Raw genomic sequence first — 19,875 nt, forward strand, 5'->3', positions numbered from 1 at the left:
AATTAGTTCTCACTTCCCAGTACTTTCACAACAATCGTACCGATTACATTCTTGTGTAATTCAACTTTTACTCTTGTTGTGCCAAGACTATGAATCGGCTCCATATCAATAATCTTACGCTTTTCGATAATAATACCTTGTTTATTCAAAGCCTCCACAATCTGCTTTGTAGATACAGAGCCGAAGACTCTTCCTTCTTTACCAGACTTCACTGTAAAAGTAATCACTGTCTTTTCTAATAAGGCAGCTTTCTTGCGTGCTTCTTCTTCACGCTGTGCTTCTAGTGCAGCTTCTTCAGATTTCTGTTCTTTTAAGATTTCTAAGCTAGCCTTAGATTCCGCTACCGCAAGCCCTCTTGCTATTAAGAAATTTCTTCCGTAGCCGTCAGATACATCAACGATATCTCCACGCTTACCTACTTTTTTAACATCTTGTTTAAGAATTACTTTCATCTTCTGCCTCCTTCTTCTGTTGTTCAATAATATTAATTAACTCTTCTTTTAATTCTTTGACTGCCGCATCCTTACGCTGTGTTGCGGCAGCGGTCATATGTCCACCACCATGCATGGCTTCCATAATTGCCTGTACATTGATTTCACCATTTGAACGCGCAGAAATACTATTAATTCCTGTGCTCTTATCCTGAGCAATCACAAAGGCTGCCTTCACATCTTGGATACTTAATAAACTATCCGCAACTTGGCTCATAATAGAACGTGTAATCTTCTCATTTTCTATAGCCGCAATCACAATACCATCTGGGTATCTTTCACTTGCATTCATAATCGCACTCTTTAGTACAAACTCATCATAAGTATCTTTCAAGTAATCGTACGCTACTTGAGGATCTGCACCGAGTTTACGTAAAGCACTGGCCGCATCATATGTACGTACACCAGTTCTTTCACGCCACTTACGTGTATCAATTGTCATACCTGCAAGCATGAATGTCGCCTCTAATTCAGAAATATCTGCTTTACTAGACACAAATGGAATCATCTCCGTCAAAATTTCACAAGTACTTGATGCACCTGCCTCAATATAAATCAGAATTGGTTTCACACCCATATCTGTACTTCTACGATGGTGATCAATCACCACAATCCGTTCTGCCATCTCTAATAGCTTTGCACCATTAGATTGTAGAATGTTGTGATGGTCTGTCATGATGACTAGCGTATCATCCTTGAGTTGGTTGATTGCTTCGCCTTCCGTAACAAACGTGATATCCTCTGCAAGGTCTTTTTCATTTCGTTTCATCGCCGCATCTAACTTTTCTTCAATGCCACCAGTCTTGGCAATAATACTGACTGGCTTATTGAAAGCGGATGCCATCTTCGATAAACAGATTGCAGAACCAATGCAGTCAAAGTCTGCGTTTTTATGTCCACAGATAATAACGTTGGAAGAATGTTGAATCAGATCACGTAATGCATGCGCCATAACACGTACACGTACACGACTTCTCTTCTCGGCCGCTTCTGTAGAACCACCAAAGTACTTCACATCCTCACCAACAACCTGAATCGCAACCTGGTCACCACCACGTGTTTGGGCAAGGTCCATTAACTTCGTAACAGTCTCATCTAGCTCCGCAAAGTTTGAACTACCCTTGGCGAAAGCCATAGATAATGTGATAGATACTTCAGCCTTCTGAGACGCTTTGCGTACGATATTTAAGATAGAGAAACGATCTGCCGCAATCTCACGATAAATTTTCTCATTGAGAACTAACAAGTAACGATTGTTATTTAATCTTCTTAAGAAGACACCAAACTTTTGGAAGTATTCATTGAGTGGTGTACGAATTGTCGCATTGATATTTGCGATATCCGCATCATCCGCATACATTGTACTCTCTTCATAGTTATCAAAACTAGCCAAACCAAGTACGACATGTTCTTCGTTATACTTGCCACGATACTTATTTAATAGCGTAATATCCTTAAAGAAAATCGTCGGCGCATTTTCGCGCTTACTCACCTCATAGACATATTGATCAATCGTAACACTTACCTTTTCCGTTTCCCCGGAAATAATATCGTTGGCTTCTGGTAACCAAGTCAATAATTTAGAGCCAATACGATCAAGGCCTCTTTCCTTAAAAAGTTCGCTTTGCCATGTGATGACATAGTTTTCATCATAGTTCATCATACCGACGCCACCAACTAGATATGCTTCTGCGTAAGAACCACCTAAATATTTCTCTAGTCCAATGGATTCTTCTTCATTTGCGGATTGAAAATAATCCAGCAAATAAACCGTAATCAACGCTTCCGCAATTAATACTAGGATACCTGGTAAAATATTTATCTGAAAAATTAACTGTAATAGAATGATAACCGCAAGCTGGATAGCAAGTGCCACAAAAACAATTTGTTTAATTCGACTCATTTTTTGTTGCATGATATCCCTCCTCTACAATTCGTTTATGCATGTTTGTCGTAATATATAAAAATCCATAAAGCGCTACTGGAAATGACAACACTAACGCTAAGATAAACACTACAAATGTTAAGATTCTACGACTCTCCTTTGCCATTAATCCAATCATCACCAATAGACCAACAACACCCATCGCTGTTAGATAGAAGTAGGCAAACGTTCCTAACGCTGAAAGAATCGTCATCGCCGGTTCTGTTTTAATATAGCCAGATCCAACATATAAATACCCAATCATTCCAACTAGTGCTACATAGCCAATCCACTTTGGTGGATAGTATAGATAGAGCGGTGTCGATTCAGGCAACTTCATACGTAGTCTCTTCAATAATAGTCTAGATGAAATATGCGTTACAATTGCTTCTAATACGCCTAACATCAGTGTGCTAACAAAGAATACATTCCGTAATAGTACGTTGATATCTACATTTGCAGCTACTGTTACACCCATTGTTTTCTGCATCATATCAAAGGTTGAACGTAATTCGAGAACTAGCTGATCTAAACTTACACCAAAGATTGCTACGTTGATAACAACCGCAAGAAGTTCCGTAAGTCCACCAAGAACCATCGTTCTTAGCAATAATCGCTTACTCTCTACATTCTGATAAATGCCACATCCATATACCAATCCAATAATCGCCTCAGCGACAAAGAAAAATACCGTAAATGGACTTGCAAAGATAAAAGACACAAAGATGATAGCAACCAAAACCATCAAACTATCACGCAATCCATACTTAACTCCAAAATATACCATCGGTAATGGTAATAAGAACGCAAACGTACTGCTAAATGTCCCTTGGAATTGTCTATCAATTAACATAAATACGCCGATTAAGGCAACCATCATTGCCCCTTCGGTAATCTTTCTTACATTTTGATTCATAACGATCTCCCAAAAAGCAGTATAAAAATCGCTTTTCGCATGCCAATATTATACCATAACCAACCAAATTCGATTGCCTTAGGTTTTGCTAAATTGCTTGCATTGAAAGTCTCATCATTTTATCGCTTTCATAACAGTATTAAATTCTGCTATGATACTCCCCAAGGAGGTCGCTATGTTAACAAAAATTCTCTATTTTCTAATTGAACTCATCACTTCCATTCACAATACAATCTTGACATGGAACGATAATAACCTCATCGGATTATCTGATAAAGACTTACACTTTATAGTCATTGGTATATTAGGAATTTTAATGATTGCGATTGTATATCCACTCTTTAAATTCCTCGCAAAGCGTCATCACTACCTTACACTAACATTTATCTATGTATTTACATTGATTATCGTGATTACCTTTGCAATCGAAATCGGTCAAGGCATCACACATACCGGCACAATGGACTTTGTCGATATCGTTGCAGGTATCGCTGGTTTCCTGTTGATGTATGTCGTACTTGCGATTATTACAAGCGTCATCAGTGGTATTATCTATTTGATAAAACGACCAAAGTAATCATTTTTCACACTCCATATTTTCTTTATTTGATATAATATGCAATAGAGTATCGGGGTGTGGCTCAGCTTGGTAGAGCGCTTCGTTCGGGACGAAGAGGTCGTGAGTTCGAATCTCGTCACCCCGACCATTAAAAAAACCGTCAACGACGGCTTTTTTTGTTACCAATTTGCGTTGAATACGTATTGATTCAAACGTTCAAAAGCTTCCTGCGCCCGTGCTAAAGGCAGCGCTAGATTCATGCGAATACTATACGGTCCATGAAACATGCGTCCATCCTGCCAAGCTACACCCACACGATACCCAGCCTTTTCAACCTCTTCAATCGTTTTTCCATGTTGTTTACACCATTTTTCACAATCAATAAACAACATGTATGTGCCTTCTGGCTTCATCAGTTCTACACCCTCAAAGTGCCTTCTAATATACTCTATAGCATAATTCACATTACCAGTAATTACTTCCCGCAATTCATCTAACCATACATATCCTTCTGGTTGATACGCACCTATGAGTGCATGCATGGATAACACATTCATATTATTATAGTGGGATTTCGATGCTTTCGAATTGATACGATCACGTAGTGTCTGATTATAGATGATGTGGTATGCACCTATAAGTCCTGCAAGATTAAACGTCTTACTTGGTGCGTATAACGCTACTACATGTTCATGTGCCCATGCATTCACAGACTGTGTAGGAATATGCTTATGTCCCTCTAAGATAATATCTGACCAAATTTCATCCGAGATAACAATCACATCATTACGTTCATAGATTTCCATTGCTTTTTGGATTTCATCCAACTGCCACACACGCCCACAAGGATTGTGTGGGGAACAGAAGATTGCCACATGAATATGATTCTGTTTGATCTTCTCTTCCATATCCGCAAAATCCATTCTCCATATACCATCTTCATCTTTTACAAGCGGACTGTGGGCAATACGGAAACCATTATTATTTAAACAATGCGTAAATCCAATATACGTAGGACTATGCACTAACACCGCATCTCCAGGTGCAGCGTAAGCTGTCAAAGCAGAAACCACACCGCCTAACACACCATTTTCATAGCCGATATGCTCTTCGCTCAAGTCCATTACACCATTACGACTTTTCTGCCAGTGAATAATGCATTGATAATATTCCTCCGTTGGTGCAAAATAACCAAATGCCGGATGCGTCGCACGTTTGATGATTGCCTCCTGAATAGTAGGAACAGTTGGAAAGTTCATATCTGCCACCCACATTGGAATAACATCAAAACCCTCATCTGGTAACATTGGTCTTCCTGGTTTCCTACCCAATCCATCAATCGCAATCGCATCTTTACCGTGGCGATCTATTATTGTTGTGAAATCATATTTCATCGTATGATCCTCCTTTTATAAAACCCACACCACCATCATAATACCTTACACACCCAATTTCATTACCCCATACAAAAAAGTGAACCCCCTCAAATTCACTTCATGCGTTCTCTATTGATCGTTTTTCTTATTGAGTTCTTCTGTAGAATGATGCTCAATAGGCGCCCAATGCACCTTGGAAAACAGGGCTTGAATCGAAATCGGCAGATAAGACAATAAGAATAGCGGAAATAACAATAGATGCTTGATTTTCGACCAATTATTTGTCTCAATACGATCCCACTCCATACCAACAGTAATGGCACCAATAATCATTAACGATACCCAGAAGCCACCGATTGTCTTAAGCACAAACCATAGCATCTCTCTTTGGAAGACAAGACGCACATAGTATGGCATAAGCCCAGCTGAAGCCATGATCCATAATACAAAACCAAGAATCACAATTGTTAATAAGCTAGCTGGCAATACTGTCATCAAGATATCATAGAACGCAAGGCGCCGGCCTTTTGCCGTAAGCACACCCTTTGTCAAATCACCCAAATACCTACTATCAATCTGATAGAAGCCCTTTGCCCAACGCATACGTTGTTTCCAAGATTGTCTCCAAGTAGATGGTTGTTCATCGTATAGAATCGCTGTATCACAATAGCCAATCTTCAACTGATTAATAGTACTTACAACCGAGAATTGAATATCCTCTGTTAATAAGTAATATGGCCAGCCATCGTTATCCTTCATGACTTTTGCCGAAACAACAAAACCCGTACCAGAGATCATACACTGCGCACCCAATAACATACGTGGATAATTTAAATGCCGTGCTTCATGCATAAACCAGATAGAATAAGCCGCTGTTAACCAATTCTCATCAAAATTCTTAGAGTTACGATACGTCGTCATCGCATCATACTGCCCCGTATCAAACGTCTTATTTACTTCATGCAAGAAATTTTGATCAATGATATTATCCGCATCAAACACCATGAAAGCTTCATAGTAATTTTCACCCTTCAACGCGATTACATTATGATAGAGATAATTTAAGGCATATCCCTTCCCTACTTCTTCTTGATTAAAACGTTCAAATACACTGGCACCATGTTGGCGAGCTATCGCAGCAGTTTCATCGGTACAATTATCCGCAACAACATACATATCATACATCTCATCCGGATAAGTCTGCTTCCGTAAACTATCCAGCAATTCACCAATAACACCTTGTTCATTTCTCGCAGAGATAAAAATTGCATATCTGTGATTTTTCTTCGCTTCTGGTAGTTTTGGAACCTTACGTTTAAACATACTGACCGCAATATAAATAATCTGATATAGATATAGCAAAATCATCAGTCCAAAGATAATATCTGTGATTAATGTAAACTGTTCAAGAAATTTCATTTGACCTCCGTCCACACAACAATCATTTTTACATACTTTCTATCATTTGTGTTAATATAATTTCTATGTATATTAACATTCTACCCATGTTACCAGATTTTATCGCATTAACATGTCTATACTACTATATTTGGCTACCAAGGTGGAGACGTCTTTCACATTCCAATTTTATTTGGCATACGGTACTATACATATACATCTGCATCATATTGATGTTGACGCTCATGCCGATTATTACAAACTTACCGAATATATTCAGCGGATTTTCTGCGGAAATTAACTTCCATCCGTTTATCGACTGGCAATTACAGCGCGGTTCTTATCTGACTGAATCTTTATTAAATATATCACTGTTTATCCCGTTTGGATTCTTAATTCAGAAAACCTTAAGACTTAAACCGCTATCGGCAATTATGATTGGGATGATATTCAGCATCTCCATTGAAGTCCTACAACCACTTATCTCTACGAACCGCGTAGGTGACATCAGTGATGTCATCACCAACACTGTCGGAACATGTATCGGAATATTGCTTTATCAACTTTATAAGCACAAATGATTTTGATAATTTTTTCTTTAAAAGTAGCACCATACAACATGATTTTGTGTGAAACCTCCAAAGTCGGATATAACCTTGGAGGTTTTTATGACATTTATCTACGCAACGTATAACAAGAATATCATTTGACTTTGTTTTGTTTTTGAACATTCGAAATAACTACAACTCTTGCAAAACATAAACATCGATAAATGGCTTAAAAATCAAATATAAAATTTCGGCTCTTAAGAGACATAATAGGCGATTGTAGCCAATAACCATAGATGTGCAGGATAAAATACGTAGAAGAAATATTTACTGAAGTTTGTATGAGAACCGTGCTCTCCATTGTACATATACAAGAACGGAATTACAAGTATAAACATAAAGCCAGAATTATATGCAAGCATGGAAATCGTTGCGGCAATTGTCTCATAAGGAACAAATGATCCCGCAAACAAGATTATCGACAACACAAAATAACAAGCATTTCGAATGACAGGTTTCTTGTATGTATAATAGCTAATCAACATAAACGGTAATACTATGCTTCCACCTTCTGTAACTATAAACCCTACAGAAAACGCAGCCACGGCCATAAGATAGGAAAGTGGCTTATTCTTTATATATTTCAAAGCAGACAGCATTGTTACACCAAGCGCAAGTGTTAAAAAGATATTATTCGAAATAAGAATATTTTTTGCAGCAAACAGTATTTCCAACAATTTACTACCGGCAAACATAACTGCTGCTGCACCATACAAACGAAGAATGTATCTCTGAATGTTGTGAGAATATATCACGCCCTCTACCGCACCATAGGCAAACCAGACTCCAACGCAGCGCGTTAATACATGAAATATCATTGCAAGAGAATCCGGAATCAATCCCGGAACATGATTCAAATGGTCTGTTACCATTAATAATGCCATCAATATTTTGATTTGATATTGGTTAAATTTTTTCATTTTATAAGCCTCCTCGATAAATGCTTTTTGCGCCTTGATACGCAACGAAGTAATACCCTCCATACAGAACAAATAGAATTGAAACTGTCACCAAAATTGTTCCAAGGTATATCTTATTCTCCGGTATAAACTTCGGAATTACTGACAGAATACCAACCCCCGCATGAAATACCGCAAGTATAAGCGGAAGCAAGAAACTGAAAAAGATTTGTCTAAATATTGCTTGGTTGATCATCTTTTGATCTGCACCAAGTTTTTCTAACATCACATATACATTTCTGCTGTCTTCAATCTGTGTTAATTGTTGTAAGGGCAGAATTGTTGCACAACTCAAAATCATTATGGTTGCTACATACAACACAACAAAGATGATTGCTGTCCGTAAATCAGAAACTTCTCCATACATACCCTCTCTTGTATTTACATTTACATATGCATTGTTACGTATTACAAGAGATGCCCGTGAAATATAGTCATCACCATAGGTTTTCTCTAATGCACTTCGAAAATTATTTTCACTTATTTGATTAGCAAAGGAGAAATTCAATAATTCAAATTGAGCGGACTTCCCTTTCAAAATAGAATCATGTACCACAAGAACCTGTTTGCATAGTCCACTGTTTACACTCATGTTCCAAAGGTATGTGTTCAAGATACGATTTTGATGCCGTGTAAGATTTTTCCCAAATACGGTGATTTGCTCTTCTTTTTCAGATAAGTTCTCTTTTGTATCGTTCGAAATTACAGCAAACTCTCCTTCTTCTAGTTCAATTGCATGTTTATTCTCCATTGATAAGATTTGATTACATTCAGACTGTGAAAGAACTATCGTTGATATGCCGTTTATCGTCTGTTTATACAGTTGTGCGTGTGATTGCTTTGAACTGAATTGCTTTAAAACTAATCCTGCATCTTCAAAATATGCGCATATGCCATTCGATATTTCATGACCGCTTCTGGCAAGAATACTTACATCAAAAGGTGTACGTCCAAAAAGGTTGTTCCGAAGAGTATCATAGATTCCCAAGCCGCCGCAAAACATGGTAATCGATGCCGCTAAAAGCAGGCTGATCATTGCCATCGACCCAGATGTAGTGCGAACTCTTGCCGCAATTTGTCGTATCACCACCATGTTCAGATTCTTCAAATACCCTTTACCTCGGGTTTTGATCCACAATACCATTCCGGAAAGCGAATGGAAAAATAGATAACTTCCAATCAGTGCACCTGCACCTGCAATCAAAAGCTGTCCAGTAAAATCTCGTACAGGTAATATAACAAGCGGTACATATCCTGCAATCATTAATAAGATAGAAAACACAAACAAGATTACACTCCTGCCCAAATGAGAAATCTGCATGCCATTCTGGAAAACAATATTTTACCAATGGAAGAAGTGCTCCATCACTTAACAGACTATGTTTCCTCTGGCAGAATATCCTTCACAAATGATGCAATGTACACTTTGCCCCATTTGGATTCTTTTGAAGATATAAAACCAAATCTATTTATCAAAGTGTGTGACAAGCAAGTAGCTGCAGAGTACCTCTTAGATAAACCACATTTTGATATACTTAATCTTTCTGCAACTTTCCACATTCGCTTGGATCAATCGGAAACCTCAATATCTTCTTTTCCTGTTATGAATGAATATCTAAAAACATGGGATATTTCAGAACTTGATCTATTTAAAATGGCAATTGATGTCTGTCAGAACAGATCTCCTCTTTCAATTATTCCCTTAGGAGATATGTTAGGACTTCCATCCCCTGCTCCAATGTATGTTTGCACTGGATCACAGAAACTGAATGATGCTGCTGTACTATTTTACCCGGAAACATTAAAACATATTTCTGAAGAAGTAAAAGATAACTACTATGTTTTGCCTTCCTCTATTCATGAATTAATAGTAGTTCCTGAATCAGCAGGAATAGAGCCCCATAGATTAGAAAAAATGGTGCATAACGCAAACCGTACAGTTGTAGATTCTAAAGATTTTCTCAGTGATACAGTTCTCTATTACAACAAAGATACCAGAATGCTTATGCCTTCACGAAAACATGAGCAAAAAATTTCGAAGAAACACGCATCAATGGAGCACTGAATTATGGCGATAAATAAAAGCAATGAAGAAATTAATAAAGCATTTGAATTGATTGAAAATGGTGTTCGTTCTTTTTTAGATTCAGATAACTACAAAAAATATCTATCATTTCTGTCAAAGTTTCATGCATATTCTTTGAACAATACAATTTTGATTCTTTTACAACGTCCGGATTCTTCTTTGGTTGCATGGTATCAAGCACGGAAAACAAATTTCAACAGACAAGTCAACAAAGGAGAAAAAGCAATGCTGATTCTGGCTCCATGTCAATCTTTTATTACTCATGAAGTTGATAAAAAAGATGAAAATGGGAATATTCTCCTAGATGATTCAGGCAAACCAATCAAAGAAACGAAAGAAGAGAAAGTTCTCCATTTCAAAACCGCAAAAGTATTTGATATTGCACAGACATCTGGAGAGCCAATACCAGAAATGATTCATGATTTACGAGGATCTTCCAAAGAAATTGTTGCTTTGATTGAATCCATTCAAGAAATAAGCACAATTCCAATTACATTTAAATCATCAGAAGAAGAACCTTTGTTTAAATCCGGAGTAAAAGGCTTCTACACTCCTTCAACTGACTCTATTGTTATTAACAAGACCATGGAGAATATGCAAATTGCCAAAACACTTGTTCATGAATATGCTCATTCTCGCTTACACAAAGATTCCAATAAGACAGTAGATCAAAAAGAAATCGAAGCAGAATCGTTAGCATTTGTCATATGTGATCATTTCAACATTGATACTTCCGATTATTCTTTTGGATATATAGGTTCCTATGCACAAGAGGATACTTCAAAGCTAAAAACAATTCTCAGCAATATCAAAAATGAAGCACACGAGATAATCCAAACTATAGAACCAGTATTCCAGGATAAAGTATTAGAAATGGAAAACTATGAAGCTTTAAAAAACATTGCTTCACCTATTCTTACAGGAGAAGCAATGTATATCAAATATCAAAAGACCGGATTTATGGATCTGAACATTGAAAATATTGGTGATAATCGTATTGCAATGTCACAGAACTACGTTATGAATGGTGATCTAATGGCGGATCCAGACGTAGAAATGATTGTAGATAACAAAAAACAAAGAGTATATCCACAAACCTATCAGCAAGATACGTTAGGTATTTATCAGGCTGTAGAACATGATCCTGATTTACAATCTGATCTCAATATATTTATGAAAGACTGGCTGTCAAATATTAAAGACAATCATTTCAAAGTTTCTGAAATTCATACTGAAGAAGCAGTATTAAAAACATCTGAAAATCTTCAAAAGGTTCGTTCCTTCTGCAAGGAACATGGCATTGCTTTTATGTCTCCAAAAAACAAGGAGATAGAACGATGAGCCGATATATTCCTAAAAAACAGTTAGTAAATATCCGCAAAATATCTGCCTATGACTATCTGACTAACTATAATCCAGATATCCTTGTCCATCTCTCAAAAGATGTTTATTGTACAAAGGAACATGATTCACTTCATATTTCTCCACATGGCTGGAGTTGGTGGTCTAAGGGAATTAAAGGATTTTCTGCTATAGATTATTTCGTTTGCGTGGAAGGATACAGTTTTCTTGATGCATGTCATATCATTATGGACACCGTAAAAACGGCACCAATGATAGCGAATGAATCAGATAAATCAGTTTCAAAAAATACATTTACTCTCCCTGAAAAAGATGACAACAATTTTGAGGTATTTCGTTATCTCTGTAAAGAGAGAAAGATTGATAAAGATGTTGTTGCTTACTTCATTAGCAAAGAACAAATCTACCCGGATAAGAAGTTTCATAATGTTGTCTTTGTTGGCTACGATGGAACAAGACCAGCATATGCATTTAAGCGTTCTATCACCGGCAACTTCAAACAAGATGCGTCTGGAAGTGACAAAGCATACAGTTTTTCTTTCAAAAATCCAAAAAGTGATACAGTACATGTATTTGAAGCTGCAATTGACCTTCTTTCTTATATGAGTCTTCTCCATATGAATCACATTGATTTTCGAAAAGATAATTGCTTATCTTTAGCCGGTGCAACAAATGCTGAAGTACTTCCAATGGCATTGAAAGTTTTTTTAACAGATAACAAGAATATCAAAAACATTCAGTTTCACCTGGATAATGATATTGTTGGAATCGAATCCACAGAGAAAATGATGAATGTACTTTCAGGAACATACAACTGTATCAACAAACCTCCACGATATGGAAAAGATGTCAATGAGGAATTGCAAATCTGCTCTCTCAGAACACAAAAAATAGCATAGTAAGATAGCTAGATTTAAATTGCCTTTTATTCAAGCATTGGTAAAATCCACCAATGCTTTTCTTCTATCTGATTTTCAAAAAAGCAAATCAATAAAATACAGAAAGGATAATAGTGAATATGGAAAATAAAAATGTTGTAATTGAAAAACAAGAAGTTAGCAAAACCGAAATCGAAGATAAAGAATATTTAAATCTGTATTTTCGAAATATTAATTCTTTGATTTTGAAAACCCATTTTTTGCACAGATGTGCTGACAGGCATATAATTGTAGATGACTTCAAAATAGTCTAGAAAGTATGCTTAGGCAGGCAGCTATGTACTTGAGCGTGGTGGCCATTCATAGCTGCCTGCCTAAGCGAATGGCCACCAACCATGAAAACCGATAATCAAAACAAGTCCCGTCGGAGAACCCCATGGGATAATTTTGAGCGTACAGAAATGCAGGACTTCATACGCACCGCTCATATGCAGCTATATGCTCAGAAGTACTCGAAACTTGCAGACAGTAATGAAGCTGAATTGTTGAACTCAATAACCGTAGAAAAATGCAGGAGATGCAGTTCAGGTGACATTAAGCGCAATGGCTATACCAGCAACGGCATTGCTAAATACTACTGCAAGGAGTGCAGAAAAAACTTCACAGTTACAACAGGAACAGTATTTCAGGATCATAAGATCTCATTGAAAGAATGGATAGAATACCTTCGTAATCTATTTGGATACCTAAGTCTGACTGCTGATTCATGGAATAACAGAAATGCATTTACTACGTCTAAATACTGGTTTAAAAAGACTTCTATCGTATGTGCTGTCTACCAGGAACAGTTCACATTGAAAAGTCCGATATATCTAGATAAAACATATATCTCGGTTATCAAATCAGACATTGTCGCAAATGATGGTAAGAAATTACGCGGAATATCAAGGAATCAGATATGTATCGGAACTGCAACTGATGGCGAACATACAATCATTAAAATACTGGGGTATGGAAAGCCGACGCAGATTGCTGTTCGTGATGCCTTCATACAGTTCATAAGCCGGAATTCGCTGTTGATTCATGACAGAGAAAGAGCTCATAGGAAACTGATTAAAGACCTTGAACTTATGGAAGAAGTATACTCTTCAAAAGAACTGAAGAAACTCGAAGACAAAGACAATCCACTGGATCCGGTTAACCGAGTGCATGCATTACTGAAGAAGTTCTTCAAAGCACATTCGGGATTCAATAGAGCAGAGCTACAAGACTATCTTCATGTGTTCTCCTTCATGTTAAATACACCTGATGATGCACTGCAGAAGATTGAAATAATGCTGACGTGGGCATTGCGTAACCCACATACGCTGAAATATAGGGTTTATTACAAGCGAAAAAGCGTAAAATAAGCCTATTTTTAAACTTCATCCAGCACACCTGTGCAAAAATGGTTTTAAAAAGTTCAACTGGTTGATCTTCAAAAGACCGGACTCTACCGACAAGAAAGGACGGCTACTGTTCGATTCAAACAATGAGAAGAAGATGAACCGAAAGCTGAACCGCTATCTAAATTTCTACGACATACAACAACTTATATTAGACATTCATCCCGATTTAAAGGCCGCATGGCAACTGAAGGATGATTTAGTGGACTTCTATGACAATAACACCTACGAGACCGCACCAGAGGCACTCAAGGAACTGATCCGTGCCTTCGCTTCTAGTGACATCGAGGAAATGATAGATTTCTCTAGAACATTGCGTAATTGGCAATATGAAATCATCAACTCCTTCATCATCGTAAAGAAGACTCATAAAGTCGATAAGGATACAGGCCAAGTGGTAGTATCCGAACGAAAATTAAATAACGGATTAATGGAGAATCGTAATTCTATACTCAAGGCGATCAAGAAGTCTTCGAATGGTTACACCAATTGGGACAGATTCCGCAATCGTTGCCTATATGTACTACGAAAATCATCTGTACCAAGCCTGAACCCCATCATTCCAAAAAAGAGAAAAGAAAATTATATGAAATAGAGGATAGCCCACCTCTATTTCTTCATTTCAACTCTAAAATGGCAAAAAACCATACACTTGCGTGCATGGTTAGCGATGGTCAAAGAAAGATGGGGTCAATATTCGCCCCATCCTTCTTTACAATCTATTTTTCGACACCCCATCTAATTTTGGAGCGCCAATAAAAACAGGAAAGTATATGCTACTTTCCTGAATAAAACACTACTTTATAAAATACAAGTCTTCAAACTCATCCATTGGCCACATTGGTCTGGCAATCTTCTTGAATGGAATTCTTTCACTTCTCTGGATTGTAGGACCATCCGTCAAAGCCATGATATGGAATTTTGTTTCTGGAATCAAATATGTATCCAGGTATCCCATCTTTACTACGACGATATCATAGTCATGGAATGGTGCATTCGCAGCATCGAACTGTTCCATAGTACCATACTGCATATTGTCATTCATAATAATCACATCAATATTGGTATCCTTGATATTAAACAGATATGACTTTCCCAGATCAACTTCAAGTTCATATCTATGCTTCTGTTCGCCAATTACCTTTAACGTACCTTCCAGTGAAACAGACTTGCTGTTTTCATCTTCTTCCACGCCAACATTCAAACTCAATTTTTCTCCAACTTCACATTTGGAAATGATGTCATAGCTCTTTGAATCATTGATGCCTGCAATCAGGATTTTCTTGTCTGTCTTATGTTTCAGAAGCTCTCTCAGCACAATTGTATTCTGGCCATATCCGCCAGCACCGCAGTTATCTCCAGAGTCAGTAATAACGACTGTCTTCTCCGGATAGTTCAGAGCAGTTTCAACAGACTTGTCCACTTCATCAAAGTTGCCATTGAATTTAAACTCATGGCGATGATCCCATGTATACTGGCTGATCCTGTCTGCAACTTCATTGCAGTAATCCACGTCATTCATCGTATTAGGGACCACAACGATTGCAGCACCAAGCTTGTCATCATCATGTCTGATAAATCCTACATGGAAGGAAGTAGAGAATACTCTTGGATCCTTTTCTGCTTCATCAAGCAGCTGATTGATTGAACGGACAGGTTCATTTGCAGATACACTTCTTTCACCGCCAACCATGATCGGAAGCTTTTTGATGACAGGCTTCATCACTCTGCGATTATGCATCAGATCACACAGCAGCTCAGCTACTTTTCTTTCAGACTCGACAGCATCAAAGTGTGGTGATTCACGATAGCATCTCACAATATTCAGCTGACTGGACAGTTCTTCTGTCAGATTGCCATGTGGATCCATCACCATTGCGATAGGCATATATCTGCCTACGATTTTTCTCATTTCCTTCACCAGGTAATGTTCCCCGGAAATGCAGTCCAGTCCGTCTATACCGCTTGCTCCATGAAACTGAAGATAGATTCCATCAATTTCAGATAAATGCTCTTTCAATGGATTCAATATACATTCACAGATATAATCAAATGTTTCTCTGCCGATCATTCCGTTAGGGGAAACACTGGCACATACAGAAGGAATGATTTCAATATTATTCTGACTGAAGATATCTTCTATGTGCATTGCTTTAATGCAGCTGTCTCCAAACAGAAACTGGAAGTCATTATTATTTACGATATGACTAATGTGTTCATTACATTCTGCAGTAAAATGTGCAACAAAAACTTTCATTATTTATTTACCTTCTCATTTCTACTTGCGTAATAGATTGCTCCTATTATAGAGATCATCAATAAAATTGCTATCCATTTATTAACGGCTGAAATACATACATGATATGAGCAGAAACAGATAGTATTCAACTGGAATAGATGTATAAGTACTGACTATCTTTTCAATTTCCAGCTGGCTTTACCCCTGCAGTGATTCATTTATATTTCCAAAGTTGATCATAAAGAAGTACGCGCCAAGATTGATCAGATTAGGCATATTGGCAAGCAAGACTTCACTCAGAGTTTCACCTATCGTAAAAGATACAGTTTTTTCAGCATTGGTCTTGTCTGCCTTCAATACTTTTGTAATATATATTTTCTTGCAGATGACGGTAATAAAAACCAGATATGCAAAATCAGTCAGAAGTTTGATCAACAAAGAGCTTCCATCTATTGCGTTTGCAATCAGAGGATAGCAGATCACTCTGAATATCAGGTAGAAAAGCACACCTGAAAAGCAATCTTTCACATTGAAAACTGTCTTATTCCTTATGATCAGGACCATCGGCAGGCCAATACCTGCAGCCATAGATAACAAAATTAATATAATGCTCATAATACTCCAAAGGAGAGGAATTTCCTCTCCTGCTATTTAATTTTTAGGATTTGTCTGAAAAATGTTCATCTTTCCATAAAGATCTACTAATTGTTCAAATTCATCTCTGTCGTAAAAACTGATTCTCTCTTCAGTAAACTGTTTTGCAACTTCGATCGTAAATCGTGCTGCTTCAGCAATATCAACTTCATGCGATGCGCTTGTTGCACATCCAGGCACAGCTGTTTCAGTAGTTATAGCAACACCTACGACCGGTGCGTCAGTAGATGTTGCAGGCTGAAGAATACTGTTGATATGGTACATGTCATTTGAATACGGGGTTATATCCAGCTGACACAGAGGGAATACATTTGCTCTCTGGCCAGAAGTCACATGCATGATATTGACCAGATCCTGGCATACCTTCAAAATATAGCCTTCCTTTACCGTCGGAGATATAGAGAAACCCTTGTTTGTAATAATGTTATTTCCCTTTGTCGTATCAATAGTGATCACAGCATCTGCATCTTTAACGACTTCATACTGATTCATCTGATCCATGTCTACTGGAGATCCCATGAAATCAACTGGAAAGTGCGGTTCTGTCGGTGCATCCGGACAGATGTGGGTAGTGACGATGACATCGCCATCAAGTCTGTCATTCCTCACGGACATTTCTGACAGCTTCAAAGCCACAGAAAGAGCAGTAACGCATCCATCAGCATCAGATACCATTCCGACATATTTAGGTCTGGCTCCGATTCCGCCCAGCCTTCCAATGACAGACAGTGTAGGTCTGTCACCGCTGCTGGATTTCCCGTTTTTCCCTTTAATCAGGATCTTGACGAAATCTGTATAGCCCTGTTCCCCATACACCCTTTCACATACTGCTTCAGTATATGGAAAATCTTTGAACAGCTGTACTACCTTGTCTCCATTGACAAGACCGTCATCAATGACATCAATAATGTCTAATACCTGTCTCAGCATCTTACTCTTCCAGTTTTTTCATTACCTTATGAAATACACTGGCTCCATCCATTTTCCCGAAATCGATTGAGTCGATCACCATATGCTTGGTTACGCCGGCAAGTTCCTTTTCTACGGATCTGGCAGCATATCTGATCTGCGGTGCCATTAAGACGACGTCATACTTACTTGCTTCTTTTTTGATTTCATCCAGTCCAACAGCCTGGATTGTGATCTCAACGCCGCATTTCACTGCTTCTTCAGTGATCTTTTTTTTCATGATGCCAGTACTCATACCGTTCTGACATGCCAATAAAATATTTACCTTATCCATAAAGCCTCCATTTATTCACTGCCCTTTGCCAGTTCTGCTTCTTCCTGCAGCTTTTGCTTTTCAAACAGCTTGAAAAATGGGTAATACAGTACAATGTCTGCTGCAATGACTACAAGCAGTAGAATTATAGATCTGAAATCCAGATTTCCTAAGACATGTGCCAATCCGATTGGTGTCTGTGCGGATAATGACATGACAATCTTGTTGACCAAGTTCATGCTCATTGCATAGTAGCAGAGGATGATATTTACAATGTGGGAAAGAAGGAATGGAATCAGGAACATTGGATTCAGTACGATTGGAAGTCCAAACAATACCGGTTCATTGATTCCAAAGAATGCAGGAACGATTGAGAGCTTGCCAATTGTTCTGATCTGTTCAGATTTGCTCTTGAGCATCAGCAATACAAGTCCGAAAGTAGCTCCGCCGCCACCGATAGCAACATAAGTATAGTAGAAAGTAGAGTTAACGATAGTTGGAAGTGCACTTAATGGTGTACCAGCAGCATACGCATTGATATTAGCAAGCATATTTGCTTCGAGTGAAGGTGTTACTACTGAAAGGATAGCTGATGAATGGATACCGAACCACCATGCAATCTGTGACAATGTAGATGCAAGTGAGATTCCAAAAACTGTATCTACTGCCATATTCAGTTTTGAACCGATTGACATGATAAGTTCTGGGAATGGAATTCCGATGATATCGCCAAATACAGCTCTGATGCCAAGCATCAGCAAGAAAATCAAAGCAATTGGTACAAGAGTACTGATTGAACTTGACAATACTTCTGGAACACTGTCAGGGAACTTGATATATCCGATTTTCTTTTCAGAAAGAACTGTATACAGATCGATTGCAATAAATGAAATGATGATTGAGCTGAACAGACCTGTTCCGCCAAAGTAGGCTGTATCCCAGTTCCAATCAACAAGTCCACTGTTAACGATCATAAATGATACGAAAACAACGATGATTGAGTTGAGCATATGCAGATTTCTGCGCTTCGCAGCAGTATATGCAATAGAGATTGACAGCCATGCGCCCTGAGCGCCCAGTGTGATGTTGAATAAATAGCCCAGATGCTTTCCAAAGCCTTCGCTGAACATTGCCCATGCCTTAAAGAAACCGTAGAATGCATCTGTTTCAGCCATTGTAGTATAATCCATGAATGGGAATGCCAGGATCAATGCAAATGATCCGATCATGATCAGTGGCAGGATGCTCATAAAAGCACCTGAAATAATCTGTAAGTGTTTGTTTCCGGCGATCACTCCAGCTATAGGAGTCATGAATTTTTCAAGGAAACTCGCCATTTTGTCTAAAAATTTTTTCATAAACTTCAGTGATTGCTCACTTTCTCCTTTCTTAATTATCTGTTAGTAATAGTGTGACAATTCTTTGCCAGTTGATTGCGCTTGTCAGATGATCCTGCGCATGTGTCATGATCAGTGTACTTGGGATGACCTGATCATTGACTTCATCTTGAATCAATTTTGTCTGAATTAGATGTGTCTTGTTTAATGCTTTGTTACCTTCCTCCAGTCTTTTCTTTGCTTCTTCTAAATTTCCGCTCTTGTAGTCAAGAACTGCATTATAGAAACAATCCATTGCATCACCTGCATAGGAAATTATTTCAAATGCCAATTGTATAACTTCGGCTCTTTCCACAAGCCACCTCCTTCTTACTTAAATGTTACTGATTATCAAAAATGCTTACAAACATCTTTTTTCCAC

Annotated in this window: 21 protein-coding genes and 1 tRNA gene; 9 read left to right on the forward strand and 13 right to left on the reverse strand. The window is 37.9% G+C overall.

Annotation, left to right across the window (positions count from 1 at the left end):
• Window positions 1–2: 2 nt before the first annotated feature.
• Genes rplI through RGT18_RS11015 form a run of 3 tightly spaced genes read right to left on the reverse strand, consistent with a single transcriptional unit; the run spans window position 3 to window position 3,331 of the window.
• Entirely contained in the window at window positions 3–452 is a 450-nt protein-coding gene (rplI, locus tag RGT18_RS11005; RefSeq protein WP_028077802.1) for a 50S ribosomal protein L9, read from the reverse strand.
• Window positions 436–2,406, reverse strand: coding sequence for a GGDEF domain-containing protein (locus tag RGT18_RS11010; protein WP_051240923.1), 1,971 nt, complete (start codon window positions 2,404–2,406; stop codon window positions 436–438). Before RGT18_RS11010 ends, rplI begins: the two co-directional genes overlap by 17 nt.
• Window positions 2,381–3,331 carry a DUF2232 domain-containing protein gene (locus tag RGT18_RS11015; RefSeq protein ID WP_028077800.1) on the reverse strand — a complete coding sequence of 317 codons (951 nt, stop codon included), beginning with the start codon at window positions 3,329–3,331 and terminating at the stop codon, window positions 2,381–2,383. The genes RGT18_RS11010 and RGT18_RS11015 overlap by 26 nt, the downstream gene beginning before the upstream one ends.
• Before the next feature lie 175 nt (window positions 3,332–3,506).
• Between RGT18_RS11015 and RGT18_RS11020 the strand changes: the two genes are divergently transcribed.
• Both RGT18_RS11020 and RGT18_RS11025 read left to right on the forward strand, forming a co-directional pair.
• A complete protein-coding gene (locus RGT18_RS11020) occupies window positions 3,507–3,908 on the forward strand; it encodes a hypothetical protein (RefSeq protein ID WP_037403652.1) in 402 nt (133 codons plus the stop codon).
• Between the two features lie 53 nt (window positions 3,909–3,961).
• Window positions 3,962–4,038 (forward strand) — tRNA-Pro (locus tag RGT18_RS11025).
• 31 nt (window positions 4,039–4,069) lie between these two features.
• On the opposite strand, the gene RGT18_RS11030 is transcribed toward RGT18_RS11025, so the two are convergent.
• Together RGT18_RS11030 and RGT18_RS11035 are read right to left on the reverse strand one after the other, a co-directional pair.
• On the reverse strand, window positions 4,070–5,284 hold the full coding sequence (locus RGT18_RS11030; RefSeq protein WP_028077798.1) for a MalY/PatB family protein: 1,215 nt from the start codon (window positions 5,282–5,284) through the stop codon (window positions 4,070–4,072).
• 111 nt (window positions 5,285–5,395) lie between these two features.
• A complete protein-coding gene (locus tag RGT18_RS11035) occupies window positions 5,396–6,685 on the reverse strand; it encodes a glycosyltransferase family 2 protein (protein WP_037403650.1) in 1,290 nt (429 codons plus the stop codon).
• A 197-nt stretch (window positions 6,686–6,882) separates the two neighbouring features.
• Between RGT18_RS11035 and RGT18_RS11040 the strand changes: the two genes are divergently transcribed.
• Window positions 6,883–7,245, forward strand: coding sequence for a VanZ family protein (locus tag RGT18_RS11040; protein ID WP_338176503.1), 363 nt, complete (start codon window positions 6,883–6,885; stop codon window positions 7,243–7,245).
• Window positions 7,246–7,469: 224 nt separating this feature from the next.
• On the opposite strand, the gene RGT18_RS11045 is transcribed toward RGT18_RS11040, so the two are convergent.
• Together RGT18_RS11045 and RGT18_RS11050 are read right to left on the reverse strand one after the other, a co-directional pair.
• Window positions 7,470–8,192, reverse strand: coding sequence for a TraX family protein (locus RGT18_RS11045; protein WP_051240922.1), 723 nt, complete (start codon window positions 8,190–8,192; stop codon window positions 7,470–7,472).
• Window position 8,193: 1 nt separating this feature from the next.
• Window positions 8,194–9,519: a hypothetical protein gene (locus tag RGT18_RS11050; protein WP_028077795.1), complete on the reverse strand. Its 1,326-nt coding sequence runs from the start codon at window positions 9,517–9,519 to the stop codon at window positions 8,194–8,196.
• Between the two features lie 18 nt (window positions 9,520–9,537).
• Between RGT18_RS11050 and RGT18_RS11055 the strand changes: the two genes are divergently transcribed.
• From RGT18_RS11055 to RGT18_RS11080, 6 genes are all read left to right on the forward strand, one after another.
• Window positions 9,538–10,296 (forward strand): DUF5688 family protein, encoded by a 759-nt coding sequence (locus RGT18_RS11055; RefSeq protein WP_156022793.1) that lies wholly within the window; start codon window positions 9,538–9,540, stop codon window positions 10,294–10,296.
• A gap of 3 nt (window positions 10,297–10,299) precedes the next feature.
• Complete coding sequence (locus RGT18_RS11060) at window positions 10,300–11,658, forward strand: DUF6908 domain-containing protein (protein WP_028077793.1); 1,359 nt, start codon at window positions 10,300–10,302, stop codon at window positions 11,656–11,658.
• Window positions 11,655–12,578 carry a DUF3991 and TOPRIM domain-containing protein gene (locus tag RGT18_RS11065; RefSeq protein WP_028077792.1) on the forward strand — a complete coding sequence of 308 codons (924 nt, stop codon included), beginning with the start codon at window positions 11,655–11,657 and terminating at the stop codon, window positions 12,576–12,578. The genes RGT18_RS11060 and RGT18_RS11065 overlap by 4 nt, the downstream gene beginning before the upstream one ends.
• Before the next feature lie 119 nt (window positions 12,579–12,697).
• On the forward strand, window positions 12,698–12,871 hold the full coding sequence (locus RGT18_RS11070; RefSeq protein WP_156022792.1) for a hypothetical protein: 174 nt from the start codon (window positions 12,698–12,700) through the stop codon (window positions 12,869–12,871).
• Window positions 12,872–13,018: 147 nt separating this feature from the next.
• Window positions 13,019–13,966, forward strand: coding sequence for an IS1/IS1595 family N-terminal zinc-binding domain-containing protein (locus RGT18_RS11075; protein ID WP_028077791.1), 948 nt, complete (start codon window positions 13,019–13,021; stop codon window positions 13,964–13,966).
• A 28-nt stretch (window positions 13,967–13,994) separates the two neighbouring features.
• Window positions 13,995–14,597 (forward strand): transposase, encoded by a 603-nt coding sequence (locus tag RGT18_RS11080; RefSeq protein WP_338176505.1) that lies wholly within the window; start codon window positions 13,995–13,997, stop codon window positions 14,595–14,597.
• 201 nt (window positions 14,598–14,798) lie between these two features.
• Here the strand turns inward: RGT18_RS11080 and RGT18_RS11085 are convergent, their stop codons facing one another.
• The 6 genes from RGT18_RS11085 to RGT18_RS11110 form a co-directional block, all read right to left on the reverse strand.
• Complete coding sequence (locus RGT18_RS11085) at window positions 14,799–16,259, reverse strand: M81 family metallopeptidase (RefSeq protein ID WP_028078739.1); 1,461 nt, start codon at window positions 16,257–16,259, stop codon at window positions 14,799–14,801.
• A gap of 180 nt (window positions 16,260–16,439) precedes the next feature.
• Window positions 16,440–16,856, reverse strand: coding sequence for a hypothetical protein (locus RGT18_RS11090; RefSeq protein WP_028078738.1), 417 nt, complete (start codon window positions 16,854–16,856; stop codon window positions 16,440–16,442).
• A gap of 36 nt (window positions 16,857–16,892) precedes the next feature.
• Window positions 16,893–17,825 carry a DUF1177 domain-containing protein gene (locus RGT18_RS11095; RefSeq protein ID WP_028078737.1) on the reverse strand — a complete coding sequence of 311 codons (933 nt, stop codon included), beginning with the start codon at window positions 17,823–17,825 and terminating at the stop codon, window positions 16,893–16,895.
• Window position 17,826: 1 nt separating this feature from the next.
• Window positions 17,827–18,138, reverse strand: a complete 312-nt coding sequence (locus RGT18_RS11100) for a PTS sugar transporter subunit IIB (RefSeq protein WP_037404346.1) — start codon at window positions 18,136–18,138, stop codon at window positions 17,827–17,829.
• An 11-nt stretch (window positions 18,139–18,149) separates the two neighbouring features.
• Entirely contained in the window at window positions 18,150–19,475 is a 1,326-nt protein-coding gene (locus tag RGT18_RS11105) for a PTS transporter subunit EIIC (RefSeq protein ID WP_028078735.1), read from the reverse strand.
• A gap of 31 nt (window positions 19,476–19,506) precedes the next feature.
• A complete protein-coding gene (locus tag RGT18_RS11110; RefSeq protein ID WP_028078734.1) occupies window positions 19,507–19,809 on the reverse strand; it encodes a PTS sugar transporter subunit IIA in 303 nt (100 codons plus the stop codon).
• Between the last annotated feature and the right edge of the window lie 66 nt (window positions 19,810–19,875).

Origin of the sequence: Solobacterium moorei (assembly GCF_036323475.1) — a bacterium.
GTDB lineage: Bacteria > Bacillota_I > Bacilli_A > Erysipelotrichales > Erysipelotrichaceae > Bulleidia > Bulleidia moorei.